The sequence below is a fragment of the Achromobacter insuavis genome, from assembly GCF_902859645.1.
Lineage (GTDB): Bacteria > Pseudomonadota > Gammaproteobacteria > Burkholderiales > Burkholderiaceae_B > Achromobacter > Achromobacter insuavis.
Genome location: NZ_CADIJR010000010.1, coordinates 83,821 through 103,456 on the forward strand (window position 1 = coordinate 83,821; position 19,636 = coordinate 103,456).

Sequence of the window (19,636 nt, forward strand, 5' to 3'; positions counted from 1 at the left end):
GTCTCCGTGCTTGTCATGGGCTGCCGGTGGGGCGGCCGGGTTGGTCCAGCGCGCCGACGAAGCCGGCGATGGCCTGGATAACGGTGGCGGGCTGGTCCTTGTGCGGCGAGTGGCGGCAGTCGGGAATCTCCAGCAGCCGTGTCTGCGGCGCGGCGCGGCGGATGCCGCGTATCTGTTCGAGCGTGCCGTACTCGTCGTCCACGCCCTGCATCGCCAGGACCGGGCAGCGGATGCGGGGCAGGTGCGCCTCGATGTTCCAGCGGCGGAAGGCCGGGTCCAGCCAGACGTCGTTCCAGCCGCGGAAGGCCGAATCGACGTCATCGTGATGGCGCGCCAGCCGCGCGCGCAGGTCCGTGTCCCGGTAAGCCTGGCGCGCCTGTTCGATATGCGCCACGGTGCGGTCCTCGACGAAGATGTGCGGCGCGGCCGCCACCACGCCCGCCACCGCGCCGGGATGCAGGGCGGCGTAGAGCAGCGCAATGGAGCCGCCATCGCTGTGGCCGAACAGGACGGGCCGATCGCGGCTGGCGTCGATGCCGAGCGCGGCGAGCAGCGCGGGCAGCGCGTCGGCCGCCTCGCGGTGCATGAAGTCGACCGGGCGCCTTTCACCGGCGGCCAGCGGCGTGGAGCGGCCATAGCCGTAGCGCGAATAGACCAGCCCGCGACAGCCGGCGGCGGCGCAGGCCTGCCGCGGCCAGTCCTTCCACATCGACACGGACCCCAGCCCTTCGTGCAGGAACACCAGCAGCGGCGCGTCCGGGCGCGCCGCCGCGATCCACTGGTATTCCAGGCGCAGGTCGCGGCCCGCCGCGCGCACGTGGACCAGCGCAGCGGGCTCGGGAGCGGGCACGGCGCTCATGGCGTGACCTGTTCCAGCTGGCGCAGGCGGAAGCGCTGGATCTTGCCGGTGGCGGTCTTGGGCAGCTCGTCGGTGAAGTCGATCTGGCGCGGATACTTGAAGGGCGCCAGGTGCTGCTTCACATAGCGCTGCAGGTCGGCGCCGGTGCTCGCGTCCGGCGCGTAGCCGGGCCGCAGCACCACGTAGGCCTTGGTCTTGACCAGCCCGTCATGGTCCGGCACGCCGATCACGGCGGCTTCCAGCACCGCCTCGTGCTGCACCAGCACGTTCTCGACCTCGACCGGCGACACGTACTGGCCGCTGACCTTGATCATGTCGTCGCTGCGGCCGGCATAGGTGTAGTAGCCGTCGGCATCGCAGATGTACTTGTCGCCGCTCTTGAGCCAGTCGCCCAGGAAGCACTGGCGCGTCTTGTCGCGGTTGTTCCAGTACATCAGCGCGGCGCTGGGACCCTTGATGTAGAGGTCGCCGATGGCGCCGGCGGCCACCGGCGCGCCATTGTCGTCGCGCAATTGCACCTCGTAGCCGGGCACCGGCTTGCCGGTGGTGCCGTAGCGCAGCTGGCCGGCGCGGTTCGAGATGAAGATGTGCAGCATCTCGGTCGAGCCGATGCCGTCCAGGATGTCACAGCCGAAATGGCGCTGGAAGCGCTCGCCGATGTCGCGCGGCAGGGCTTCGCCGGCCGAGGTGCAGACGCGCATCGCCACCTGCTCGCGCGGTGGCAGGTCGGGCGCGGCCAGCATGCTGGCGTACAGCGTCGGCACGCCGTAGAACACGGTCGGACGGTGCCGCACCAGGCGCTGGAACACGGCCTGTGGCGTGGGCCGCTCGGCCATCAGCACGACGGTGGCGCCGACCGACAGCGGAAAGGTCAGGCCGTTGCCCAGCCCGTAGGCGAAGAACAGCTTGGCGGCCGAGAACGCCACGTCGTCTTCGCGGATGCCCAGCACCGGCTTGGCATACAGCTCGGCGGTGTGCCACAGGTTGCCATGGGTGTGGACCACGCCCTTGGGCTTGCCGGTGGAGCCCGACGAGTACAGCCAGAAGGCGATCTCATCGGACAGCGTGCGCGCGGCCGGCGCCAGCGGGGCGGCGGCCAGCAGCGCGTCGAGCGGGTGCGCGCCGGCGGGCAGCGCCGCCGCGGGACGTGACACCACCAGGTGCTCGACCTCGCCGGGCGCCTGCGCCAGCGCGGCCTGCAGCGTCGGCAGCAGGTTCTCGGAGACGAAGGCGGCCCGCACGCGGCTGTGACTGAGGATGTAGGCGTAGTCGTCCGGCGTCAGCAGGGTGTTCACGGCGACCGGCACCACGCCCGCATGCAGCGCGCCCAGGAACACCACCGGCCAGTCGGCCGTGTCCTGCATCAGCAGCAGGATGCGCTCCTCGCGCCGCAGCCCCAGCTGGCGCAGCGCGCCCGCCATGCGCGCCACGCGCTCGGCCAGGTCGCCGTAGGTAAGCTGGCGGGTGTCGTCGATGTAGGCCAGCTTGGCGGCGCGCGGCGCGTTCAAGGCGGCCAGGTGGCTGGCGAAGTTCAGTTCGGCGGGGCAGGCATTCACGGTTGTCTCCTGGTGTCCTGGCGGGCGGGGCTGCCTGTCCGGCGGTCCGCAAGCATCTGGCGGCTTGTCGTGACCGGGACAGGGCATGGGGCGCGGGTCAGCCCGCGCCGGCAGCCGGCCGGCCACGCGGGGCGCGGCCGGGGCGCTGTGGGGAAGCGGGGCGCGGATTCATGCGCGGGTGAACTCGATGGCGCCGCCGGGCAGCAGGTACAGCACCAGCGCGCGGCCCTGCGTCACGGTGGGGCGGTGGGCGCTGCCGGGGCCATAGACCAGCCAGCCGGCGCCGTGGCCGTCGAAGCGCGCCGCGTCGGTCAGCGGCATGATCATGTCGATCTCGCCGTTGGGATGGGCGTGGTGCGGGCCGGCCAGGTCGTCCATGTCGACCACGTCGACCGAACAGCCGCCCAGGTCCTCGGCCGGCTTGATGACGCGGCCGTAGCGGATGCCGCCGCCTTCGCGGTTGCACATCCAGCCGTCGGCCACGCCCTGCCTACAGGTGGCGAAGATGTCGGCGTACAGCGCGCTGTCGGGGCCGGCCTCCTGGTTCAGGCGCTGCTGCAGGGCGCCGTCCAGCGGTTGGCCGGCCATCAGGCCCGTCACCTGGCGCATCAGGGCGTGGAATCGTTCTGGCGTGCTCACCGGTCTCCTCCTATACACTGTCGGCGCTTCAGCGGCGGATGCAGTCCAGTGCTGTTTTGCCGCACCTGACGCCCTGTTGAAGCTGTTGAAGGAAAAATAGTGCTTCCATTGATGTGGGTCAAGCACTATAGTGCATAAATCGGGTGTTATCAGGGTTTTTGCGGAGTCAGCTACACCATGAACCAAGCGCTAGAAGACGCGGCGCCAACCGAACCCAGGCGGGAAGCTTTCCTGGTGGCATTGGGCGAGCGGGTGCGCCGCCTGCGGGCCATCCGCGGCATGACGCGCAAGGGCCTGTCGCAGGTGACCGGCGTGTCCGAGCGGCACCTGGCCAATCTCGAGCACGGCGTGGGCAATGCCTCGATCCTGGTGCTGTTGCAGATCGCCAAGGCCTTCAACTGCGCGCTGGCCGAGCTGGTGGGCGATGTCACCACCGAATCGCCCGATTGGTTGCTGATCCGCGAGCTACTCAGCGGCCGCACCGAGTCCGACCTGCAGCGCGCCCGCGAAGCGCTGACCCAGCTGTTCGGCGTGGGCGCCGGCGCGCAGCGGCCCAACCGCACCCAGCGCGTGGCGCTGATCGGCCTGCGCGGCGCCGGCAAATCGACGCTGGGGCAGATGCTGGCCGATGACCTCGGCTACCCGTTCGTCGAGCTGAACCGCGAGATCGAGCGCGTGGCCGGCTGCAGCATCCTGGAAATCCATAACCTCTACGGCCCCAACGCCTACCGCCGCTACGAGCGGCGGGCGCTGGAAGAGGCCGTGCAGATCTACCCGGAAATGGTGCTGGCCACCCCCGGCGGCCTGGTGTCCGAGCCGGCCACGCTCAACCTGCTGCTGGCGCACTGCTACACGGTCTGGCTGCGCGCCACGCCCGAGGAGCACATGGGCCGGGTGATGGCGCAGGGCGATTTCCGCCCCATGTCCGGCAACAACGAAGCCATGGCCGACCTGAAGCGCATCCTGGCCGGGCGCGAGGCTTTCTACGCCAAGGCCGACCTGACCTGGGTCACCAGCCATCTGGAGGTGCAGGAGAGCTTCGCCGGCCTGCGTACCCAGGTGCGCAAGGCCTGCGGCCTGCCGCTGTAGCGCTCGCGTCTTTCGCCGACCGCCAGGGCCGCCCGTTGGGGCGGCCTTTTCTTTGGCGGGGCGTCGGCCTGTCCGTCCGGAGAAGGGGGGGCTTCATTGAAGGACGCTTCGATGGGGCCCTGACGACCTGCACTTTTGTGCATCTTTTGCTTGACGCTGATTTTCGCCTGCACTAATCTGCATAATAATTCATGTCGTGCAGTATTTTTCCTGTCAGGTTAGGGCATTAGGAGACAAGCGATGAGCAGCACCGCCAGCAAGGTCGACTTTCGGACCGATCCCACCCAGTACCGCCATTGGCGTCTGTCGTTCGATGGCCCGGTCGCCACGCTGGCGATGGACGTGGCCGAGGACGGCGGCCTGCGCCCCGGCTACAAGCTCAAGCTCAATTCCTACGACCTGGGCGTGGACATCGAGCTGCACGACGCGCTGCAGCGCATCCGCTTCGAGCATCCCGAGGTTCGCAGCGTGGTCGTCACCAGCATGAAGGACCGCATCTTCTGTTCGGGCGCCAACATCTTCATGCTGGGCCTGTCCTCGCATGCCTGGAAGGTGAACTTCTGCAAGTTCACCAACGAAACCCGCAACGGCATCGAAGACTCCAGCCGCCACAGCGGCCTGAAATTCATCGCCGCGCTCAACGGCGCCTGCGCCGGCGGCGGCTACGAGCTGGCCCTGGCCTGCGACGAGATCCTGCTGATCGACGACCGCTCGTCTTCGGTAGCGTTGCCCGAAGTGCCGCTGCTGGGCGTGCTGCCCGGCACCGGCGGCCTGACCCGCGTGACGGACAAGCGCCGCGTGCGCCACGATCACGCCGACATCTTCTGCACCCTGGTCGAAGGCGTGCGCGGCCAGCGCGCCAAGGACTGGCGCCTGGTCGACGACGTGGTCAAGCCGGCGCAGTTCGAGGCCGCGGTGCGCGAGCGCGCGCGGGCGCTGGCCGAGGGCAGCCGCCGCCCCGCTGGCGAGGCCGGCGTGGCGCTGACGCCGCTGGCGCGCGAGGAAAGCGCCCATGCCTTGTCGTACCGCTACGTCGATGTGCAACTGGATCGCGCCAAGCGGCAGGCCACCTGGACCGTGCGCGCGCCGCAGGGGCCGGTGGAATCGGAACTGGCCGACATCGTGGCCGCCGGCGCGGCCTGGTGGCCGTTGCAGATGGCGCGCGAACTGGACGACGCCATCCTGTCGCTGCGCACCAATGAACTCGACATCGGCACCTGGATCTTCAAGACCGAGGGCGACGCGCAGGCCGTGCTGGCGGCGGACGCCGCGCTTCAACGCCATGCCGACCACTGGTTCGTGCGCGAAACCGCCGGCCTGCTGCGCCGCACGCTGGCGCGCCTGGACGTGACCTCGCGCAGCCTGTTCGCGCTGGTTGAACCGGGTTCGTGCTTTGCCGGCACGCTGCTGGAACTGGCGCTGGCCGCCGACCGCAGCTACATGCTGGACAGCGACGGCGAAGAACACGACGCGGCCCAGTTGATCGTGGGGGAGGCCAACTTCGGCGCCTACCTGATGGTCAACGGCCAGAGCCGCCTGCAACGCCGCTTCTACGAGGAAACCGCGCCGCTGGAAGCGGTGCGGGCCCGCGCCGGCCAGCCGCTGGCCGCGCGCGACGCGCTGGAACTGGGACTGGTGACCTACGCGCCCGACAGCATCGACTGGGACGACGAGGTGCGCATGATGCTCGAAGAGCGTCGCGCCCTGTCGCCCGACGCGCTGACCGGCCTGGAAGCCAACCTGCGCTTCGGCGGCCGCGAAACCATGGAAACGCGCATCTTCGGCCGCCTGACCGCGTGGCAGAACTGGATCTTCAATCGCCCCAACGCGGCGGGCGAGAAGGGCGCGCTCAAGCTGTACGGCAAAGGCGAGCAGGCCGCGTTCGACTGGAACCGCGTCTAACGCGCCGCCCGCGGCAAATCCCGAGACACGGCGCCGGCCCGCGCAGCGCGGCCGCCGCCCCAAGACCCGACGCCGCCCCGACGCGGCCTTCCATCCAGGAGCAGAGACAATGTCAGGCATCAACTACAGCGACAAGATCCCCAATAACGTCAACCTGTCCGGCGACCGCACCCTGCAGCGCGCGCTGGAGCACTGGCAGCCGAACTACCTGCAATGGTGGCAGGACATGGGCCCGGACGGTTCGCACGGCTTCGACGTCTACCTGCGCACCGCCGTCAGCGTCGAGCCCGACGGCTGGGCCCACTTCAACCACGTGCGCATGCCCGACTACCGCTGGGGCATCTTCCTGGCGCCGCAGGACGGCCAGCGCAAGATCCACTTCGGCGAGAACATGGGCCGCGACGTCTGGCAGGGCGTGCCGGGCGAACACCGCGCCAACCTGCGCCGCATCATCGTCACGCAGGGCGACACCGAGCCCGCCTCGATCGAGCAGCAGCGCCACCTGGGCCTGACGGCGCCGTCGCAGTACGACCTGCGCAACCTGTTCCAGATCAACGTCGAGGAAGGCCGCCACCTGTGGGCCATGGTCTACCTGCTGCACCGCTACTTCGGCCGCGACGGCCGCGAAGAGGCCGATGCGCTGCTGCAGCGCACCTCCGGCGATTCGGACAACCCGCGCATTCTCGGCGCCTTCAACGAGAAGACGCCGGACTGGCTGGCGTTCTACATGTTCACCTACTTCACCGACCGCGACGGCAAGTTCCAGCTGTGCGCGCTGGCCGAATCCAGCTTCGACCCGCTGGCCCGCACCACCAAGTTCATGCTGACCGAAGAGGCGCACCACATGTTCGTGGGCGAATCCGGCATCTCGCGCGTGATCCAGCGCACCTGCGAAGTGATGAACCAACTCAAGACCGACGACCCGGCCGCCGTGCGCGCCGCCGGCGTCATCGACCTGCCGACGATCCAGCGCTACCTGAACTTCCACTACAGCGTCACCATCGACCTGTTTGGCGCCGACCAGTCGTCCAACGCCGCCATCTTCTACGGCTCCGGCCTGAAGGGCCGCTACGAAGAGAGCAAGCGCAACGACGACCACCAGCTCAAGAACGACACCTACCGCGTTCTCTCCGTCGACAACGGCAGGCTGCGCGAAATCGAGGTGCCGATGCTGAACGCGCTCAACGAAGTGCTGCGCGACGACTTCATCCGCGACTCGGTGGCCGGCATCGGCCGCTGGAACAAGGTCATCGAAAAGAGCGGCATCGCCTTTCGCCTGCAGGTGCCGCACAAGGCCTTCAACCGCCAGATCGGCACGCTCGCCGGCATCCGCATGTCGCCCGAGGGCGAGATCCTGTCCGAGGCGCAATGGCAGGCGCATCGCCACCAATGGCTGCCCACGCCCGAGGACCGCGCGTTCGTGGCCTCGCTGATGGGCCGCGTGACCGAGCCGGGCAAGTTCGCCAACTGGATCGCGCCGCCGGTCATGGGCATCAACCGCCAGCCCGTGAACTTCGAGTACGTTCGTTTCAACTAAGGCCACGCGGCGGCGCCTGGCGCCGCCGCGCCGCGCATTCGGATGACCGCGATGAACGCAGCCCTGCCCGTAGAAGTCCTGAAGCAGCATCTGATCGACCCCGAGATCTGCATCCGCTGCAACACCTGCGAAGAAACCTGTCCGATCGACGCGATCACGCACGACAGCAACAACTACGTGGTCGACCCGGATATCTGCAACGGCTGCATGGCCTGCGTGCCGCCGTGCCCGACCGGCTCGATCGACAACTGGCGGCTGGTGGTGCGCGCCGAGGCCTACTCGTTGCAGGACCAGCTGGGATGGGATGAACTGCCGCGCGAGCAGCCGCTGCCGGAAGCCGCGGCCGTCGCGCAACCGGCTGCGGACGCGGCCGTCGAACCGCCGTCGGCTGCCGCCGTGGCAGTCATGCCATCCGCCGCGCCCGGCGCCAGCGTGCCGCCGTGGTCCGCCGCGCATCCCTACGTCAATCTCTACACCCACAAGACGCCGGTGACCGCCACCGTGGTCGGCAACTACCGCGTCACCGGCGCCGACACCGACAGCGATATCCACCACATCGTGCTGGACTTCGGCGAGCTGCCGTTCCCGGTGCTGGAGGGCCAGTCCATCGGCATCCTGCCGCCCGGCGCCGACGCCCAGGGCCGGCCGCACCACGCGCGCCAGTATTCGCTGGCCAGCCCGCGCGACGGCGAGCGCGCCGGCTACAACAACCTGTCGCTGACGGTGAAACGCGTCACCGAAGACCACCAGGGCCAGTCGGCGCACGGCGTATGCTCCAACTACCTGTGCGACCTGGCCAAGAACGATACCGTGCAGGTGATCGGGCCATTCGGCCACACCTTCCTGATGCCGAACCACCCGCGCGCCAACCTCATCATGATCTGCACCGGCACCGGTTCGGCGCCGATGCGCGCCATGACCGAGCGCTACCGGCGCCGCATCGAGACCGGCGAGAACGGCCGGCTGCTGCTGTTCTTCGGCGCCCGCACCGAACGCGAGCTGCCGTACTTCGGCCCGCTGATGAAGCTGCCGCGCGACTTCATCGACATCAACCTGGCGCTGTCGCGCGAAGCCGGCCAGCCCAAGCGCTACGTGCAGGACCTGATCCGCGAACGCGCCGCCGCCGTGCGCGAGTTGCTGGCCGATCGCAACACCTGCATCTACGTGTGCGGCCTGAAGGGCATGGAAGTCGGCGTGCTGGACGCCTTGCGCGAGGTGACGATGCAAGCGGGACAGGATTGGACTATCCTGCACGATGTGCTGCGCCGCGAGGGGCGGCTGCACTTCGAGACCTATTGAGAGGTCGCACACGCCAGGGGAAGTCCACCAATGAAGTTCGCAGATTTCAAGGACGGCATGCTGATCAAGGCCGGCCCGGTCACCATCACGGAAGCCGAAATCCTCGAGTTCGCCCGCAAATTCGACCCGCAGTGGTTCCACACCGACGTCAAGCGCGCCGCCGAGGGCCGCTGGGGCGGCCTCATCGCCAGCGGCTGGCACACCTGCGCGCTGGCCATGCGGATGGCGGTGGACGCCGCGCTGCACGATTCCGAATCCTTCGGCTCGCCCGGCCTGGGCGAAGTGCGCTGGCGCATGCCGGTGCGCCCCGGCGACCAGCTGCGCCTGGAAGCGCGGGTGCAGGGCGCGCGCACCTCGTCCTCGCGTCCCGACCTGGGCATCATCACCTGGGCCTGGACGGTGATCAACCAGCACGATGAAAGCGTGCTGGAGCTGGATGCCACCAGCCTGTTCGACCTGTCGGGGGAATGAACCCTGCCCGGTGCCAGGCGCCGGGTGCGGCAAGCGCCGCCCGGCCCGGCCCCATGTCGCAGTTGACTTGTCCGCGAGGCCGCGCACCCGTAACATGATTCCGTCGTGGGGCCATTGCGTCCAGCGATTCCGCTAGCCCGCCCGGTGATCCGAGCGGGCTTTTTGCATTGGTCCGCCCACATCCAGGCCCGCCGGCAATCGCCGGCGGGCCTTTTGTCTTGTGGCGCCCATATCGTTTTCATCGAGGCCCCTCATGCAATCCCTGAAACCCATCAACGTCGGCCACGCGCCGAACGACCAGACCGGCGACACCTTGCGCGACGCCATGGCGCTCGTGAACGAGAACTTCGCCAAGACCCGCGTCGGCGTGGAGGCGGTCGAGGTGTCCGCCGCCGCCGCCCAACGCAAGGCCGACGCCGCCGTGCCCGCATCGGAGAAGGGCGCCGCGGGCGGCGTCACGCCGCTGGACGCCGCCGGCAAGGTCCCGGCCGCGCACCTGCCGCCGCCCGCGATCCCGTTGTCGCAGAAATCCGCGCCCGGCGGCGTCGCGCCGCTGGGTGAGGATGGCCGCGTGCCGATCGATCATCTGCCGATTCCGGCGCCGGTGGAGCCCTCCGTGCCGCTGGCCGAAAAGGGCCAGCCGAATGGCGTCGCCACGCTGGCCGCCAACGGCAAGATCGCGCCGGCCCAACTGCCCGCCCTGATTCCGGCCGGGGAAAAGGCGCAGCCCCATGGCGTGGCGACCTTGGCCGAAGACGGCCTGATCGTCGCGAACCAGCTGCCGCCCCTGGTTCCCGCATCGGACAAGGGCCGCCCCGGCGGCGTGGCAACGCTCGGCGCCGACGGCTGCGTGCCGGCGCTGCAACTGGCCGCGGTGCCGTCGGCGGAAAAAGGCCAGGCCGGCGGCGTCGCCACGCTCGACAGTGCCGGCAAGGTGCCGGTCGGCCAACTGCCCCCGATCCCCAGCGGTCCGCCCGTCGCCTCGGTCGCCTGGTGGCCGCTGCGTGCATCCATTCCCGCGGGTCAGATTCCCGCCGATGGCCAGACCGTGTCGCGGACTACCTTCCCGGACCTGGCGGCGATGGTGACGGGCGGCAAGGTGCCGGTGGTGGCGGAAGCGGATTGGCTGGCGGATCCGCTCAAGCGGGGGAGTTATACGTTGGGGGATGGGGCGGCGACCATTCGGATTCCGGATTTGAATGGCCAATCCCCTGGCTCGCTGGGCGCCGTTTTGCGGCGTGGAGACGGTGCGCTGTCGAGCGGTGCCAATGGTCTGATCCAGCGTGATGCGCTGCAGAACATCACCGGGACTTTCGCCGCCAGAAGCGGGACGTCAACGGGCATTGGCGCCATTGCGGCCGGTACGGGCGCATTCGAGCGCGGGTTCAAGGACTATGGCAGTGGCGTGGGGCATATAGCCTACGCCAACACCGATGGGCCTGGCGACACGATTTCCTTTTCCGCCGCAAAGGTGGCGCGCACGGCGACCGAGACGCGGCCCACGAACGTCTCCGGCGTCTGGACGATCCAGGCTTTCGGCGCCGTCACCAACCCAGGCAGCGTGGATCTTGCACAACTGGCGAGTGATTTCGCGCTCCAGAATGCGCGGCTTCAAGCGCTTGACGATCAATTGCAGGCTTTGCGCAATCAGACCTTTGGTGTGGGTCAAACCTTCCAGAACGTGACCGCATCCCGCGTATTCGATCTAACCGCGTACACCAATACGACGAGCCGAGCCATCGTGATTTACATCGGATACAACCTCGCGGGTTCGGGCGTCGTGGAAGTTCAACTGCGCGCGCCTGGCGAATCGATCTGGATGCCTGGCGTTGTCGGCGGTTGGGCGACGTCCATTTCCGGCATGACGACGTCTTGCGTCATCCCGCCAGGTGCGTCCTATCGAATGCAGAAGGGCAGCGCTTGCACGATTACCCATGTTTACGAGTACCGATAACCGCGGCAGTTCAACGCCGCTGAAACTGAGTCGCCACGGTTTCTCCCTAGCGCGCAAGGCGCTTTTTATTCCGTGGTGACGCGTCTGCTATCAAGGATCCCCTATGCAAATTCTCAGCCCAATCAATGTGGGCCGTGCGCCAAACGACCAGACTGGCGATACGCTGCGCGACGCCATGACCGTTGCGAACGAGAACTTCGCCAAGACGCGTTCTGGTGTGGAGGCGGTAGAAGTGGCGGTCGCTGCTGTCCAGCGCAAAGCTGACGCGGCTATTCCTGCCGCCGAGAAAGGCGCGGCGGGCGGCGTGACGCCGCTGGACGCGGCAGGCAAGGTGCCTGCCGTGCATCTGCCTCCACCGGCCGTGCCGCTGTCGCAGAAATCGGCGCCTGGCGGCGTCGCGCCGCTGGATGACGCGGGCCGCGTGCCTGTCGATCATCTGCCGATCCCGGTGCCTGCCGTGCCGTTGGCCGAGAAGGGCCAGCCGGACGGCGTCGCCACGCTGGCCGCGGACGGCAAGATCACGCCGGTGCAATTGCCCGACCTGATCCCCGCCGCTGAAAAGGCCCGGCCCAATGGCGTCGCAACCCTGGCGGCCGACGGCCGTATCGTTTCCGGCCAATTGCCGGCGCTGATTCCCGCCGCCGACAAGGGCCGCCCGGGCGGCGTGCCCACGCTCGATGCCGACGGGCGCGTCCCCGCCGCGCAACTGCCCGCGGTGCAGGATGCCGTGCCGCTTGCGGAAAAGGGCTCGGCGGGCGGTGTCGCCACCTTGGGCGGCGACGGCAAGGTGCCGGCCGGCCAGTTGCCGGTGATCGACAGCATTCCGCTGGGCTTCGTGTCCTGGTGGCCGAGCCGCGCCGCGATTCCCGCGGGATGGGCGCCGCTGGATGGCCAGACGATCAGCCGGGCCGCTTTCCCGGATATCTGGGCCATCTTGGAGGCGGGGAAATTTCCGTTGGTGCCTGAAGCCACCTGGCAAAGCGATGTGATGGCGCGCGCAAGCTATACGGCGGGCGATGGCGGAACCACGCTGCGTCTGCCTGACTTGAACGGCAAGTCGGCCGGCTCGTTGGGCGCGGTGATGCTGCGCGGCGATGGCGCGTTGTCCAGCGGCGTTGCGGGGCAGATTCAACGCGATGCCATGCAGGCAATGATGGGAGAGCAGGCGCTGGCCTACGGTGTCATCACAGGCCCCGGCTCGGGTCCCTTTGCCGGAAGTCGGCAGGGAGACCGCGTGCCGCGCACCTCGCCTTCCTACCCGGCAAGTGTCGGGGGCGATACGCTGAGGTTCGACAACTCCGCCAGCGTGCGGACGGCCGTGGAGAATCGCCCCTTGAACGCCACCGGCTGCTGGGTGGTGAAGCTTGCCGGCACGGCGATCAACGCGGGCAAGCTGGATGCCTTGCAATTGGCCTCCGATCTGGCGAGCGTGAACGCGGAGATGCAGGCGCTGCGAGGCCAGTTGGCCAGTGTCCTGGGCATCGGGCAGACGCTGCAGGATGTGACCGCGCAGCGGACCCTGGCGACGAATTACACGAATCCGACAACGCGTCCCATCGTCGTGTACGGCGCGGGCACATCCGCGCAGGCGGGGGCAAGCATGGCGCTGGTGGTCAATGGAACGGTCGTGTCCACCAGCTCCTATGCGGGCACCGGCGCCGAGTTCGGCGTGTCGAGCATCGTGCCGTCGGGTGCGACCTACTGGATCGTCGCGGCAGGCCTGACCAACGGGAACACGCCGAAGAAGTGGATGGAATACCGCTGATCGGGCTTGCCTCGGCCGGGCCATCGCGCAGGCGCGATGGCCCGCGCGGCATCACGGCCGCCGCATCGCCTTCAGGATATTCACCCCGTCAGTCCCCGCCGCGGCCTCCCATTGCTTCACCGAGTCTGCCGCCGCGCTCTTGAGCGCCTGGCGCACCGGCATCGGCACGGCGGTGTCGATCGTCACGCCGTTCTTGCGCATGTTGGCGTAGTTCTGCTGCAACCGGCCTTCGATGCGCTTCCACTGTTCCGCCTCGGTCTGCGCGGCGGCCTGGTCGATGGCCTTGCGCGACTTCGCGTCCAGCGATTGATAGGCCTGCAGGTTCATCGTGGCCACCGAGATCGGCATGGCGTAGTTGATCTCGGCGAAGCGCGGCAGGTGTTCCCACAGCTTGCGGCCGGCGCCGCCGTCGCCCGAGGACAGCACCGCGTTGACCTCGCCCGAGGCGATGCGCGGCATGGCGTCGGCGAACGAGATGTTCTGGGCGCGCGCGCCGGCCTTCTGCATCACGTCCTGCGAGGTCGCGTCATAGGTGCGGATGCTGAGCGCCTTCAACGCGGCGACGCTGTCCACCTTGTCCTTGGACCAGATGCCCGAGGCCGGCCAGGGCGTGGTGTAGAGCAGCTTCTGGCCGTGCGCGGCCAACAGTTTCTCGTAGGCCGGGCGGGCTGATTTGTTCAGGGCGCGGGCCTTGGCCAGCGAGTCGGCCAGGAACGGCAGCGAAGACACCCCGAACAGCGGGTACTTCGAGGCTAGCGCGCCGGCGAAGGCGTCGCCGGCATCGACCTTGCGCGCCTGGACCGCGTCGATCATGTCGCCAGACTTGATGCCGCGCGCGGCATCGAAGCTGGCGTCGATCACCACCTGGCCCGCGCTCTTGCTGCGCACCAGGTCGGCGAAGGTGGACACGCCTTGCCCGGGCATCGAGGTGGCCGGGTATTCGGTGGTCATGGTGAGGGTGGTGGCGGCTAGCGCGCCGTGGCTCGCAAAGGCGATGGCGATGCCCGCCCACAGGCGGAGAGAGGGACTGCCCTGCATGCGCGACTCCTGGTCGTGACGAAAAATCCGGGGTCGGGCGGGCGGATGCTGCGGGCCGGCACCAGGCCAATTGCAGGCAGCGTAAGCCATGGACCGGGAGCGGGCTAGCTCCTGATAACCCTAATGCGCATCCGGGATCGACGCCACGCAGGCAAAAAAAACGCCCCTCGAAAGGGGCGCACAGTCTTCGCCACGCCGGCGAACCGCGCGTCGGGAGCAGAGCCGGGCTCCGTCCGCGCGGCGAACTGCCAAAATCAAATCAATAGAAGGCCTGGATGCCGGTCTGCGCGCGGCCGAGGATCAGGGCGTGCACGTCGTGCGTGCCTTCGTAGGTGTTGACCACTTCCAGGTTGACCAGGTGACGGGCCACGCCGAATTCGTCGGAGATGCCGTTGCCGCCCAGCATGTCGCGGGCCAAGCGGGCGATGTCCAGCGCCTTGCCGCACGAGTTGCGCTTCATGATCGAGGTGATCTCGACGGCGGCGGTGCCTTCGTCCTTCATGCGGCCCAGGCGCAGGCAGCCTTGCAGCGCCAGCGTGATCTCGGTCTGCATGTCGGCCAGCTTCTTCTGGATCAGCTGATTGGCGGCCAGCGGGCGGCCGAACTGCTTGCGGTCCAGGGTGTACTGGCGGGCGGTGTGCCAGCAGGCTTCGGCGGCGCCGATCGCGCCCCAGGCGATGCCGTAGCGGGCCGAGTTCAGGCAGGTGAACGGACCCTTCAGGCCGGACACGCCGGGCATCATTTGGTCGGCGGACACTTCCACTTCGTCCATGACGATTTCACCGGTGATCGAGGCGCGCAGGCCGACCTTGCCGTGGATGGCGGGGGCGGAGAGGCCCTTGGTGCCCTTGTCGAGGATGAAGCCGCGGATCTTGCCGTCGAACTCGCCGCCGACGCACTTGGCCCACACCACGAACACGTCGGCGATGGGGGAGTTGGTGATCCACATCTTGTTGCCGCTCAGCTTGTAGCCGTCGGCGGTCTTGACCGCGCGCGTTTCCATGCCGCCGGGGTCGGAGCCGTGGTTGGGTTCGGTCAGGCCGAAGCAGCCGATCCACTCGCCGCGGGCCAGCTTGGGCAGGTACTTCTGCTTCTGCGCTTCGCTGCCGAACTCGTTGATGGGCACCATCACCAGCGACGACTGCACGCTCATCATCGAGCGGTAGCCGGAGTCGATGCGCTCGACTTCACGGGCGATCAGGCCGTAGCTGACGTAGTTCAGGCCGGCGCCGCCGTATTCGGCGGGGATGGTGGCGCCCAGCAGGCCCAGCTCACCCATTTCCGAGAAGATCTCCGGATCGGTCTTTTCGTTGCGGAAGGCGTTCAGCACGCGCGGGGCCAGCTTGTCCTGCGAGTAGGCGTGGGCGGCGTCGCGCACCATGCGTTCTTCTTCGGTGAGCTGCTGGTCCAGCAACAGGGGATCTTGCCAATGGAACGAGGGATTCGAGGACATGCTGGGTCTCCGCTATGGATTTCCGTTTTCGGAATCTGGAAAGTTTAAACCTAAAATAATTGGCGCGGCAACCCGGGGTTTACGCGACGCGCGCGGGCGCGTCGCCGTGGGGTTGCCGCGGCCGCTCGGGTATCAGTGCTGGGCCTTGAGCGCCGCGTCGCGGATCTTGTCCAGCGTGGTCGACGGCGTGATGGTCTGCGGGTCGATGAAGCAGTGCAGGATGGCCGGCTTGCCGCTGGCCAGCGCGCGCTCGAAGGCCGGGCCGAACTGCTCGGTGGTCTCGACGCGTTCGCCGTGGCCGCCGAAGGCGCGGGCGTAGTCGGCGAAGTCCGGGTTCTTCAGCTCGGTGGCGGAAATGCGGCCGGGGTAGTGCTTTTCCTGGTGCATGCGGATGGTGCCGTACATGCCGTTGTCGACCAGCACCACGATGATGGGCAGGTCGTACTGCACGGCGGTGGCGAACTCCTGGCCGTGCATCAGGAAGCAGCCGTCGCCGGCGAAGCAGATCACGGTCTTGTCGGGCCAGACGCGCTTGGCGCCGACGGCCGCCGGCAGGCCATAGCCCATCGAGCCCGAGGTCGGCGCCAGCTGCGTGCCGAAGCGGGTGAAGCGATGGAAGCGATGCAGCCAGGTGGCGTAGTTGCCGGCGCCGTTGGTCATGATGGCGTCGGCCGGCAGGGTCTTTTCCAGGTAGGCCATGACCTGGCCCAGCTGCAGCGCGCCCGGGGTGGTGACGGTGCTCGGGTCGCTCCACTTCAGATACGACTCGCGCATGGCCTGCGTGCCGTCGGCCCAGGCCGGCTGGGCGGGGGCCTTGACGCCGGCCAGCGCTGCGGCGAAGGCCGCGGGCGAGGTGTTGATGGCCAGCGTGGGGCGGTAGACGCGGGCCAGTTCGCCCGCGTCCGGATGCACGTGCACCAGCTTCTGCCTGGGCACCGGGATGTCCAGCAGCGTGTAGGCCTGGCTGGGGTTTTCCGACATGCGGCCGCCGACCAGCAGCACCAGGTCGGCGTCGGCCACGCGCTTGAGCAGGGCGGGGTTGATGCCCAGGCCGACGTCGCCGATGAAACACGGATGGTCGGCCGGGAACAGCATCTGGCGGCGGAACGACACCGCCGTGGGCAGCGCGTGGCGCTGCGCGAAATCGGCGAACTGCTGCACCGCGCGCGCGTCCCAGCGGGTGCCGCCGAGGATGGCGACGGGGTTCCTGGCCTGGGCCAGCAACTGCTCCAGGTCGGCCAGCTGGCCAGCGGTGGGGGCGGCGTCGATGACTTCGTAGCGCGGCGCGTCGGCTACCTGCGCGGCCTCGACCAGCATGTCCTCGGGCAGCGCGATCACCACCGGGCCGGGACGGCCCGAGGTGGCGATGTGGAAGGCGCGCGAGATCAGTTCGGGGATGCGCTCGACCTGGTCGATTTCCGTGACCCATTTGGCCTGCGTGCCGAACACGGCGCGGTAGTCCATTTCCTGGAAGGCCTCGCGTTCGCGCATGCCGCGCTCGATCTGGCCGACGAACAGGATCATCGGGGTCGAGTCCTGCTTGGCGATGTGCACGCCGGCCAGCGCGTTGGACGCGCCCGGGCCGCGGGTCACCATGCAGATGCCGGGTTCGCCGGTCAGCTTGCCATGGGCGTCGGCCATCATGGCCGCGCCGCCTTCCTGGCGGCAGACGGTGACCTTGATGTCGGCGTCGTGCAGGCCGTCCAGCACCGCCAGGTAGCTCTCGCCGGGAACGCAGAAAACGTGTTTGACGCCCTGGGCGACGAGCTGGTCGACGAGGATGTGGCCGCCGAGGCGGGATGCTTGCTGGGACATGGTGGGAGTCAGGATGAGCCGAGATTAAGACATCCGAGCATAATGTTCCTTGATCGCACAACGCAATTGATAAAATTGCACAATCTAGTGACCCGCCGGCACGACCCGGATGTTGCGCCGCGGCAGGCGCGGCGGGTGTTTGCGGCCTTCTTCACCTTCCCGGCGGTTCCCGCTCCATGAGAAACGGCATTCCCAACCTCAGCGCCCTGCAGGCTTTCGAGGCCTCGGCCCGCCTGGGCAGTTTTTCGCGGGCGGCCGAAGAGCTGTCCCTGACCCACAGCGCGGTCTACCGCCAGGTGGCCAGCCTGGAGGCGCGGCTGGGGGTGCAGCTGTTCACGCGGGTGCGGCGCCGCATCGTGCTGACCGACCACGGCGCGGAATATGCGGGACGCATCCGCCATCATCTCGACCAGATCGAGAAGGACACCTTTGGCCTGGTCAGCCGCACCGGCATGGGCCGCAGCATCCACATCGCCGTGGTGCCGACGCTGGCCACCACCTGGCTGATCCCGCGGCTGGCGGATTTCCAGCGCGAGCAGCCAGACATCACCGTCAGCCTGTCGGTGCGCACGCTGCCGTTCCAGTTCAAAGACCAGCCGTTCGACGGCGCGCTGTATCACGGCGACACCCTGTGGCCGGGCACCCAGGGCGTGCTGCTGTTTCCGGAACGCGAGCTGGTGCCGGTCTGCGCGCCCGAATTGGCGGGGCGCGTGACCGAGGCCGGCGCCGGCGCGCTGGCGGGCATGACCCACCTGCACCTGAGTTCGCGCCCCGACGCCTGGCGCCAGTGGTACGGCGCCAACAATTACCTCTATGGCCCCCAGGCCGCGGGCGGTCCGCGCTACGAGCTGTTCACCATGGTGATGGCGGCGGTGCAGGCCGGGCTGGGCGTCGGCTTGATGCCGCGCTTCCTGGCGCAGCCGGCGCTGGACCAGGGCGCGCTGGCGATGCCCGTGGCGCAGTCGCTGACGGTCAGCCAGGGTTACTACTTCGGCTATCCGCAGCGTAGCGAGCGTTCCGAGGCGCTGAAACTGTTCGAGACCTGGCTCAAGTCGGCCGCCGCGGCGGTGGCGGGGCGCTGAGGGCACGGCGCAAGCGCCGCCGTAGAATGTGGCCCATCCCCCTGACGTGGCCGGCGCGCGTCGCAACGTTGCGCGCGCCTGCGCCGGCGCTGGCCGCCTTCGGGCACGTCTCTTGATGCCTTGATTTCCGTTCCATGTCCGATTCCCGCCAACCGCTCGCTTCCCAGGCCGATATCGACGCCTTCATAGACGCCGTCTGGCTCGAGGACGGCCTGTCGGCCAACACCCTGGCCGCCTACCGGCGCGACCTGACCGGCTTCGCGCGCTGGCTCGAGGATCCCGAGGCCTACGCCCGCGAGATGGCCGACCGCCACGGCGAGGCGGCCTCGGCCCCGGCGCTGCCCGCCGGTCCCGCCAAGGCGCTGGCCGAGGCGGGCAAGGCCGATATCGAGGCCTGGTTCGCCTTCCGCCACGAAGAGACCCGCGCCACCACCGCCAACCGCCGCCTGGCCGCGCTGCGGCGCTTCTACGCCTGGGCCCTGCGCGAACACCGCGCGGCGCAGGATCCCTGTCTGACGCTGGTGGCCGCCAAGCAGCCGCCGCGCCTGCCCAAAACGCTGTCCGAGCAGCAGGTGGATGCCCTGCTGCGCGCGCCCGACCTGGGCCAGCCGCGCGGCCTGCGCGACCGGGCCATGCTGGAGACGCTGTACGCCACCGGCCTGCGCGTGTCGGAACTGGTCGGGGTGCGGGCGCTGGACGTCAGCTTGAACGAGGGCGTGGTGCGCGTGGTGCTGGGCAAGGGCGGCAAGGACCGCCTGGTGCCGCTCGGCGCCGAGGCGGCGCACTGGATCGACCAATACCTGAAGACCGCGCGGCCCGAGCTGGCCGCCGGCCGCGTCAGCGACGCGCTCTTCATCACCGGCCGGGCCGAGGCCATGTCGCGCCAGGCGTTCTGGCAACTGGTCAAGAAGTACGCGGTGCTGGCGGGCGTGCACGCGCCGCTGTCGCCGCACGTGCTGCGCCACGCCTTCGCCACGCATCTGCTGAACCACGGCGCCGACCTGCGCGTGGTGCAGATGCTGCTGGGCCACGCCGACATCTCCACCACGCAGATCTACACCCACGTGGCGCGCGAACGCCTGAAGGCGCTGCACGCCACGCATCATCCGCGCGGCTGAGGGCGTTTGCGCCACGGCGCCCGCGTGCCTACACTTTTGCCTTCGCCTTTTCAGCGCCC

At 68.7% G+C, this 19,636-nt stretch carries 15 protein-coding genes; 9 read left to right on the forward strand and 6 right to left on the reverse strand.

The window, feature by feature from the left end:
• Positions 1-13: 13 nt before the first annotated feature.
• From H0523_RS08275 to H0523_RS08285, 3 genes are all read right to left on the reverse strand, one after another.
• Positions 14-859 carry an alpha/beta fold hydrolase gene (locus tag H0523_RS08275; protein ID WP_054428470.1) on the reverse strand — a complete coding sequence of 282 codons (846 nt, stop codon included), beginning with the start codon at positions 857-859 and terminating at the stop codon, positions 14-16.
• The gene (locus H0523_RS08280) at positions 856-2,415 is read right to left on the reverse strand and encodes a benzoate-CoA ligase family protein (RefSeq protein WP_054428469.1); all 1,560 of its coding nucleotides are present in this window, start codon (positions 2,413-2,415) and stop codon (positions 856-858) included. The genes H0523_RS08275 and H0523_RS08280 overlap by 4 nt, the downstream gene beginning before the upstream one ends.
• 168 nt (positions 2,416-2,583) lie before the next feature.
• Positions 2,584-3,054, reverse strand: a complete 471-nt coding sequence (locus H0523_RS08285; protein WP_054428468.1) for a DUF4863 family protein — start codon at positions 3,052-3,054, stop codon at positions 2,584-2,586.
• 177 nt (positions 3,055-3,231) lie between these two features.
• Between H0523_RS08285 and H0523_RS08290 the strand changes: the two genes are divergently transcribed.
• The 7 genes from H0523_RS08290 (at position 3,232) to H0523_RS08320 (ending at position 13,071) form a co-directional block, all read left to right on the forward strand.
• Positions 3,232-4,143 carry a helix-turn-helix transcriptional regulator gene (locus H0523_RS08290; protein WP_054428467.1) on the forward strand — a complete coding sequence of 304 codons (912 nt, stop codon included), beginning with the start codon at positions 3,232-3,234 and terminating at the stop codon, positions 4,141-4,143.
• Between the two features lie 240 nt (positions 4,144-4,383).
• Complete coding sequence (gene boxC, locus H0523_RS08295) at positions 4,384-6,045, forward strand: 2,3-epoxybenzoyl-CoA dihydrolase (protein WP_054428466.1); 1,662 nt, start codon at positions 4,384-4,386, stop codon at positions 6,043-6,045.
• 109 nt (positions 6,046-6,154) lie between these two features.
• Complete coding sequence (gene boxB / locus H0523_RS08300) at positions 6,155-7,582, forward strand: benzoyl-CoA 2,3-epoxidase subunit BoxB (protein WP_054428465.1); 1,428 nt, start codon at positions 6,155-6,157, stop codon at positions 7,580-7,582.
• 51 nt (positions 7,583-7,633) lie between these two features.
• Positions 7,634-8,881 (forward strand): benzoyl-CoA 2,3-epoxidase subunit BoxA, encoded by a 1,248-nt coding sequence (gene boxA, locus H0523_RS08305; protein WP_054429204.1) that lies wholly within the window; start codon positions 7,634-7,636, stop codon positions 8,879-8,881.
• A 30-nt stretch (positions 8,882-8,911) separates the two neighbouring features.
• Entirely contained in the window at positions 8,912-9,352 is a 441-nt protein-coding gene (locus H0523_RS08310) for a MaoC family dehydratase (protein ID WP_054428464.1), read from the forward strand.
• A 253-nt stretch (positions 9,353-9,605) separates the two neighbouring features.
• Complete coding sequence (locus H0523_RS08315) at positions 9,606-11,306, forward strand: phage tail protein (protein WP_054428463.1); 1,701 nt, start codon at positions 9,606-9,608, stop codon at positions 11,304-11,306.
• Positions 11,307-11,409: 103 nt separating this feature from the next.
• Positions 11,410-13,071: a phage tail protein gene (locus tag H0523_RS08320; RefSeq protein WP_054428462.1), complete on the forward strand. Its 1,662-nt coding sequence runs from the start codon at positions 11,410-11,412 to the stop codon at positions 13,069-13,071.
• 51 nt (positions 13,072-13,122) lie between these two features.
• Here H0523_RS08320 and H0523_RS08325 read toward each other — a convergent pair whose 3' ends face one another.
• The 3 genes from H0523_RS08325 to H0523_RS08335 all read right to left on the reverse strand — a co-directional run bounded on the left by H0523_RS08325 (position 13,123) and on the right by H0523_RS08335 (position 17,377).
• On the reverse strand, positions 13,123-14,109 hold the full coding sequence (locus H0523_RS08325; protein WP_054428461.1) for a TRAP transporter substrate-binding protein: 987 nt from the start codon (positions 14,107-14,109) through the stop codon (positions 13,123-13,125).
• Between the two features lie 259 nt (positions 14,110-14,368).
• Positions 14,369-15,562 (reverse strand): acyl-CoA dehydrogenase, encoded by a 1,194-nt coding sequence (locus H0523_RS08330; protein WP_054428460.1) that lies wholly within the window; start codon positions 15,560-15,562, stop codon positions 14,369-14,371.
• A 132-nt stretch (positions 15,563-15,694) separates the two neighbouring features.
• Positions 15,695-17,377, reverse strand: coding sequence for a thiamine pyrophosphate-binding protein (locus tag H0523_RS08335; protein WP_054428459.1), 1,683 nt, complete (start codon positions 17,375-17,377; stop codon positions 15,695-15,697).
• A gap of 176 nt (positions 17,378-17,553) precedes the next feature.
• On the opposite strand from H0523_RS08335, the gene H0523_RS08340 reads away from it, so the two are divergent.
• Together H0523_RS08340 and xerD are read left to right on the forward strand one after the other, a co-directional pair.
• Positions 17,554-18,459: a LysR substrate-binding domain-containing protein gene (locus H0523_RS08340; RefSeq protein WP_054428458.1), complete on the forward strand. Its 906-nt coding sequence runs from the start codon at positions 17,554-17,556 to the stop codon at positions 18,457-18,459.
• A 134-nt stretch (positions 18,460-18,593) separates the two neighbouring features.
• Positions 18,594-19,577, forward strand: coding sequence for a site-specific tyrosine recombinase XerD (gene xerD / locus H0523_RS08345; RefSeq protein WP_054428457.1), 984 nt, complete (start codon positions 18,594-18,596; stop codon positions 19,575-19,577).
• The last annotated feature ends 59 nt before the right edge of the window (positions 19,578-19,636 follow it).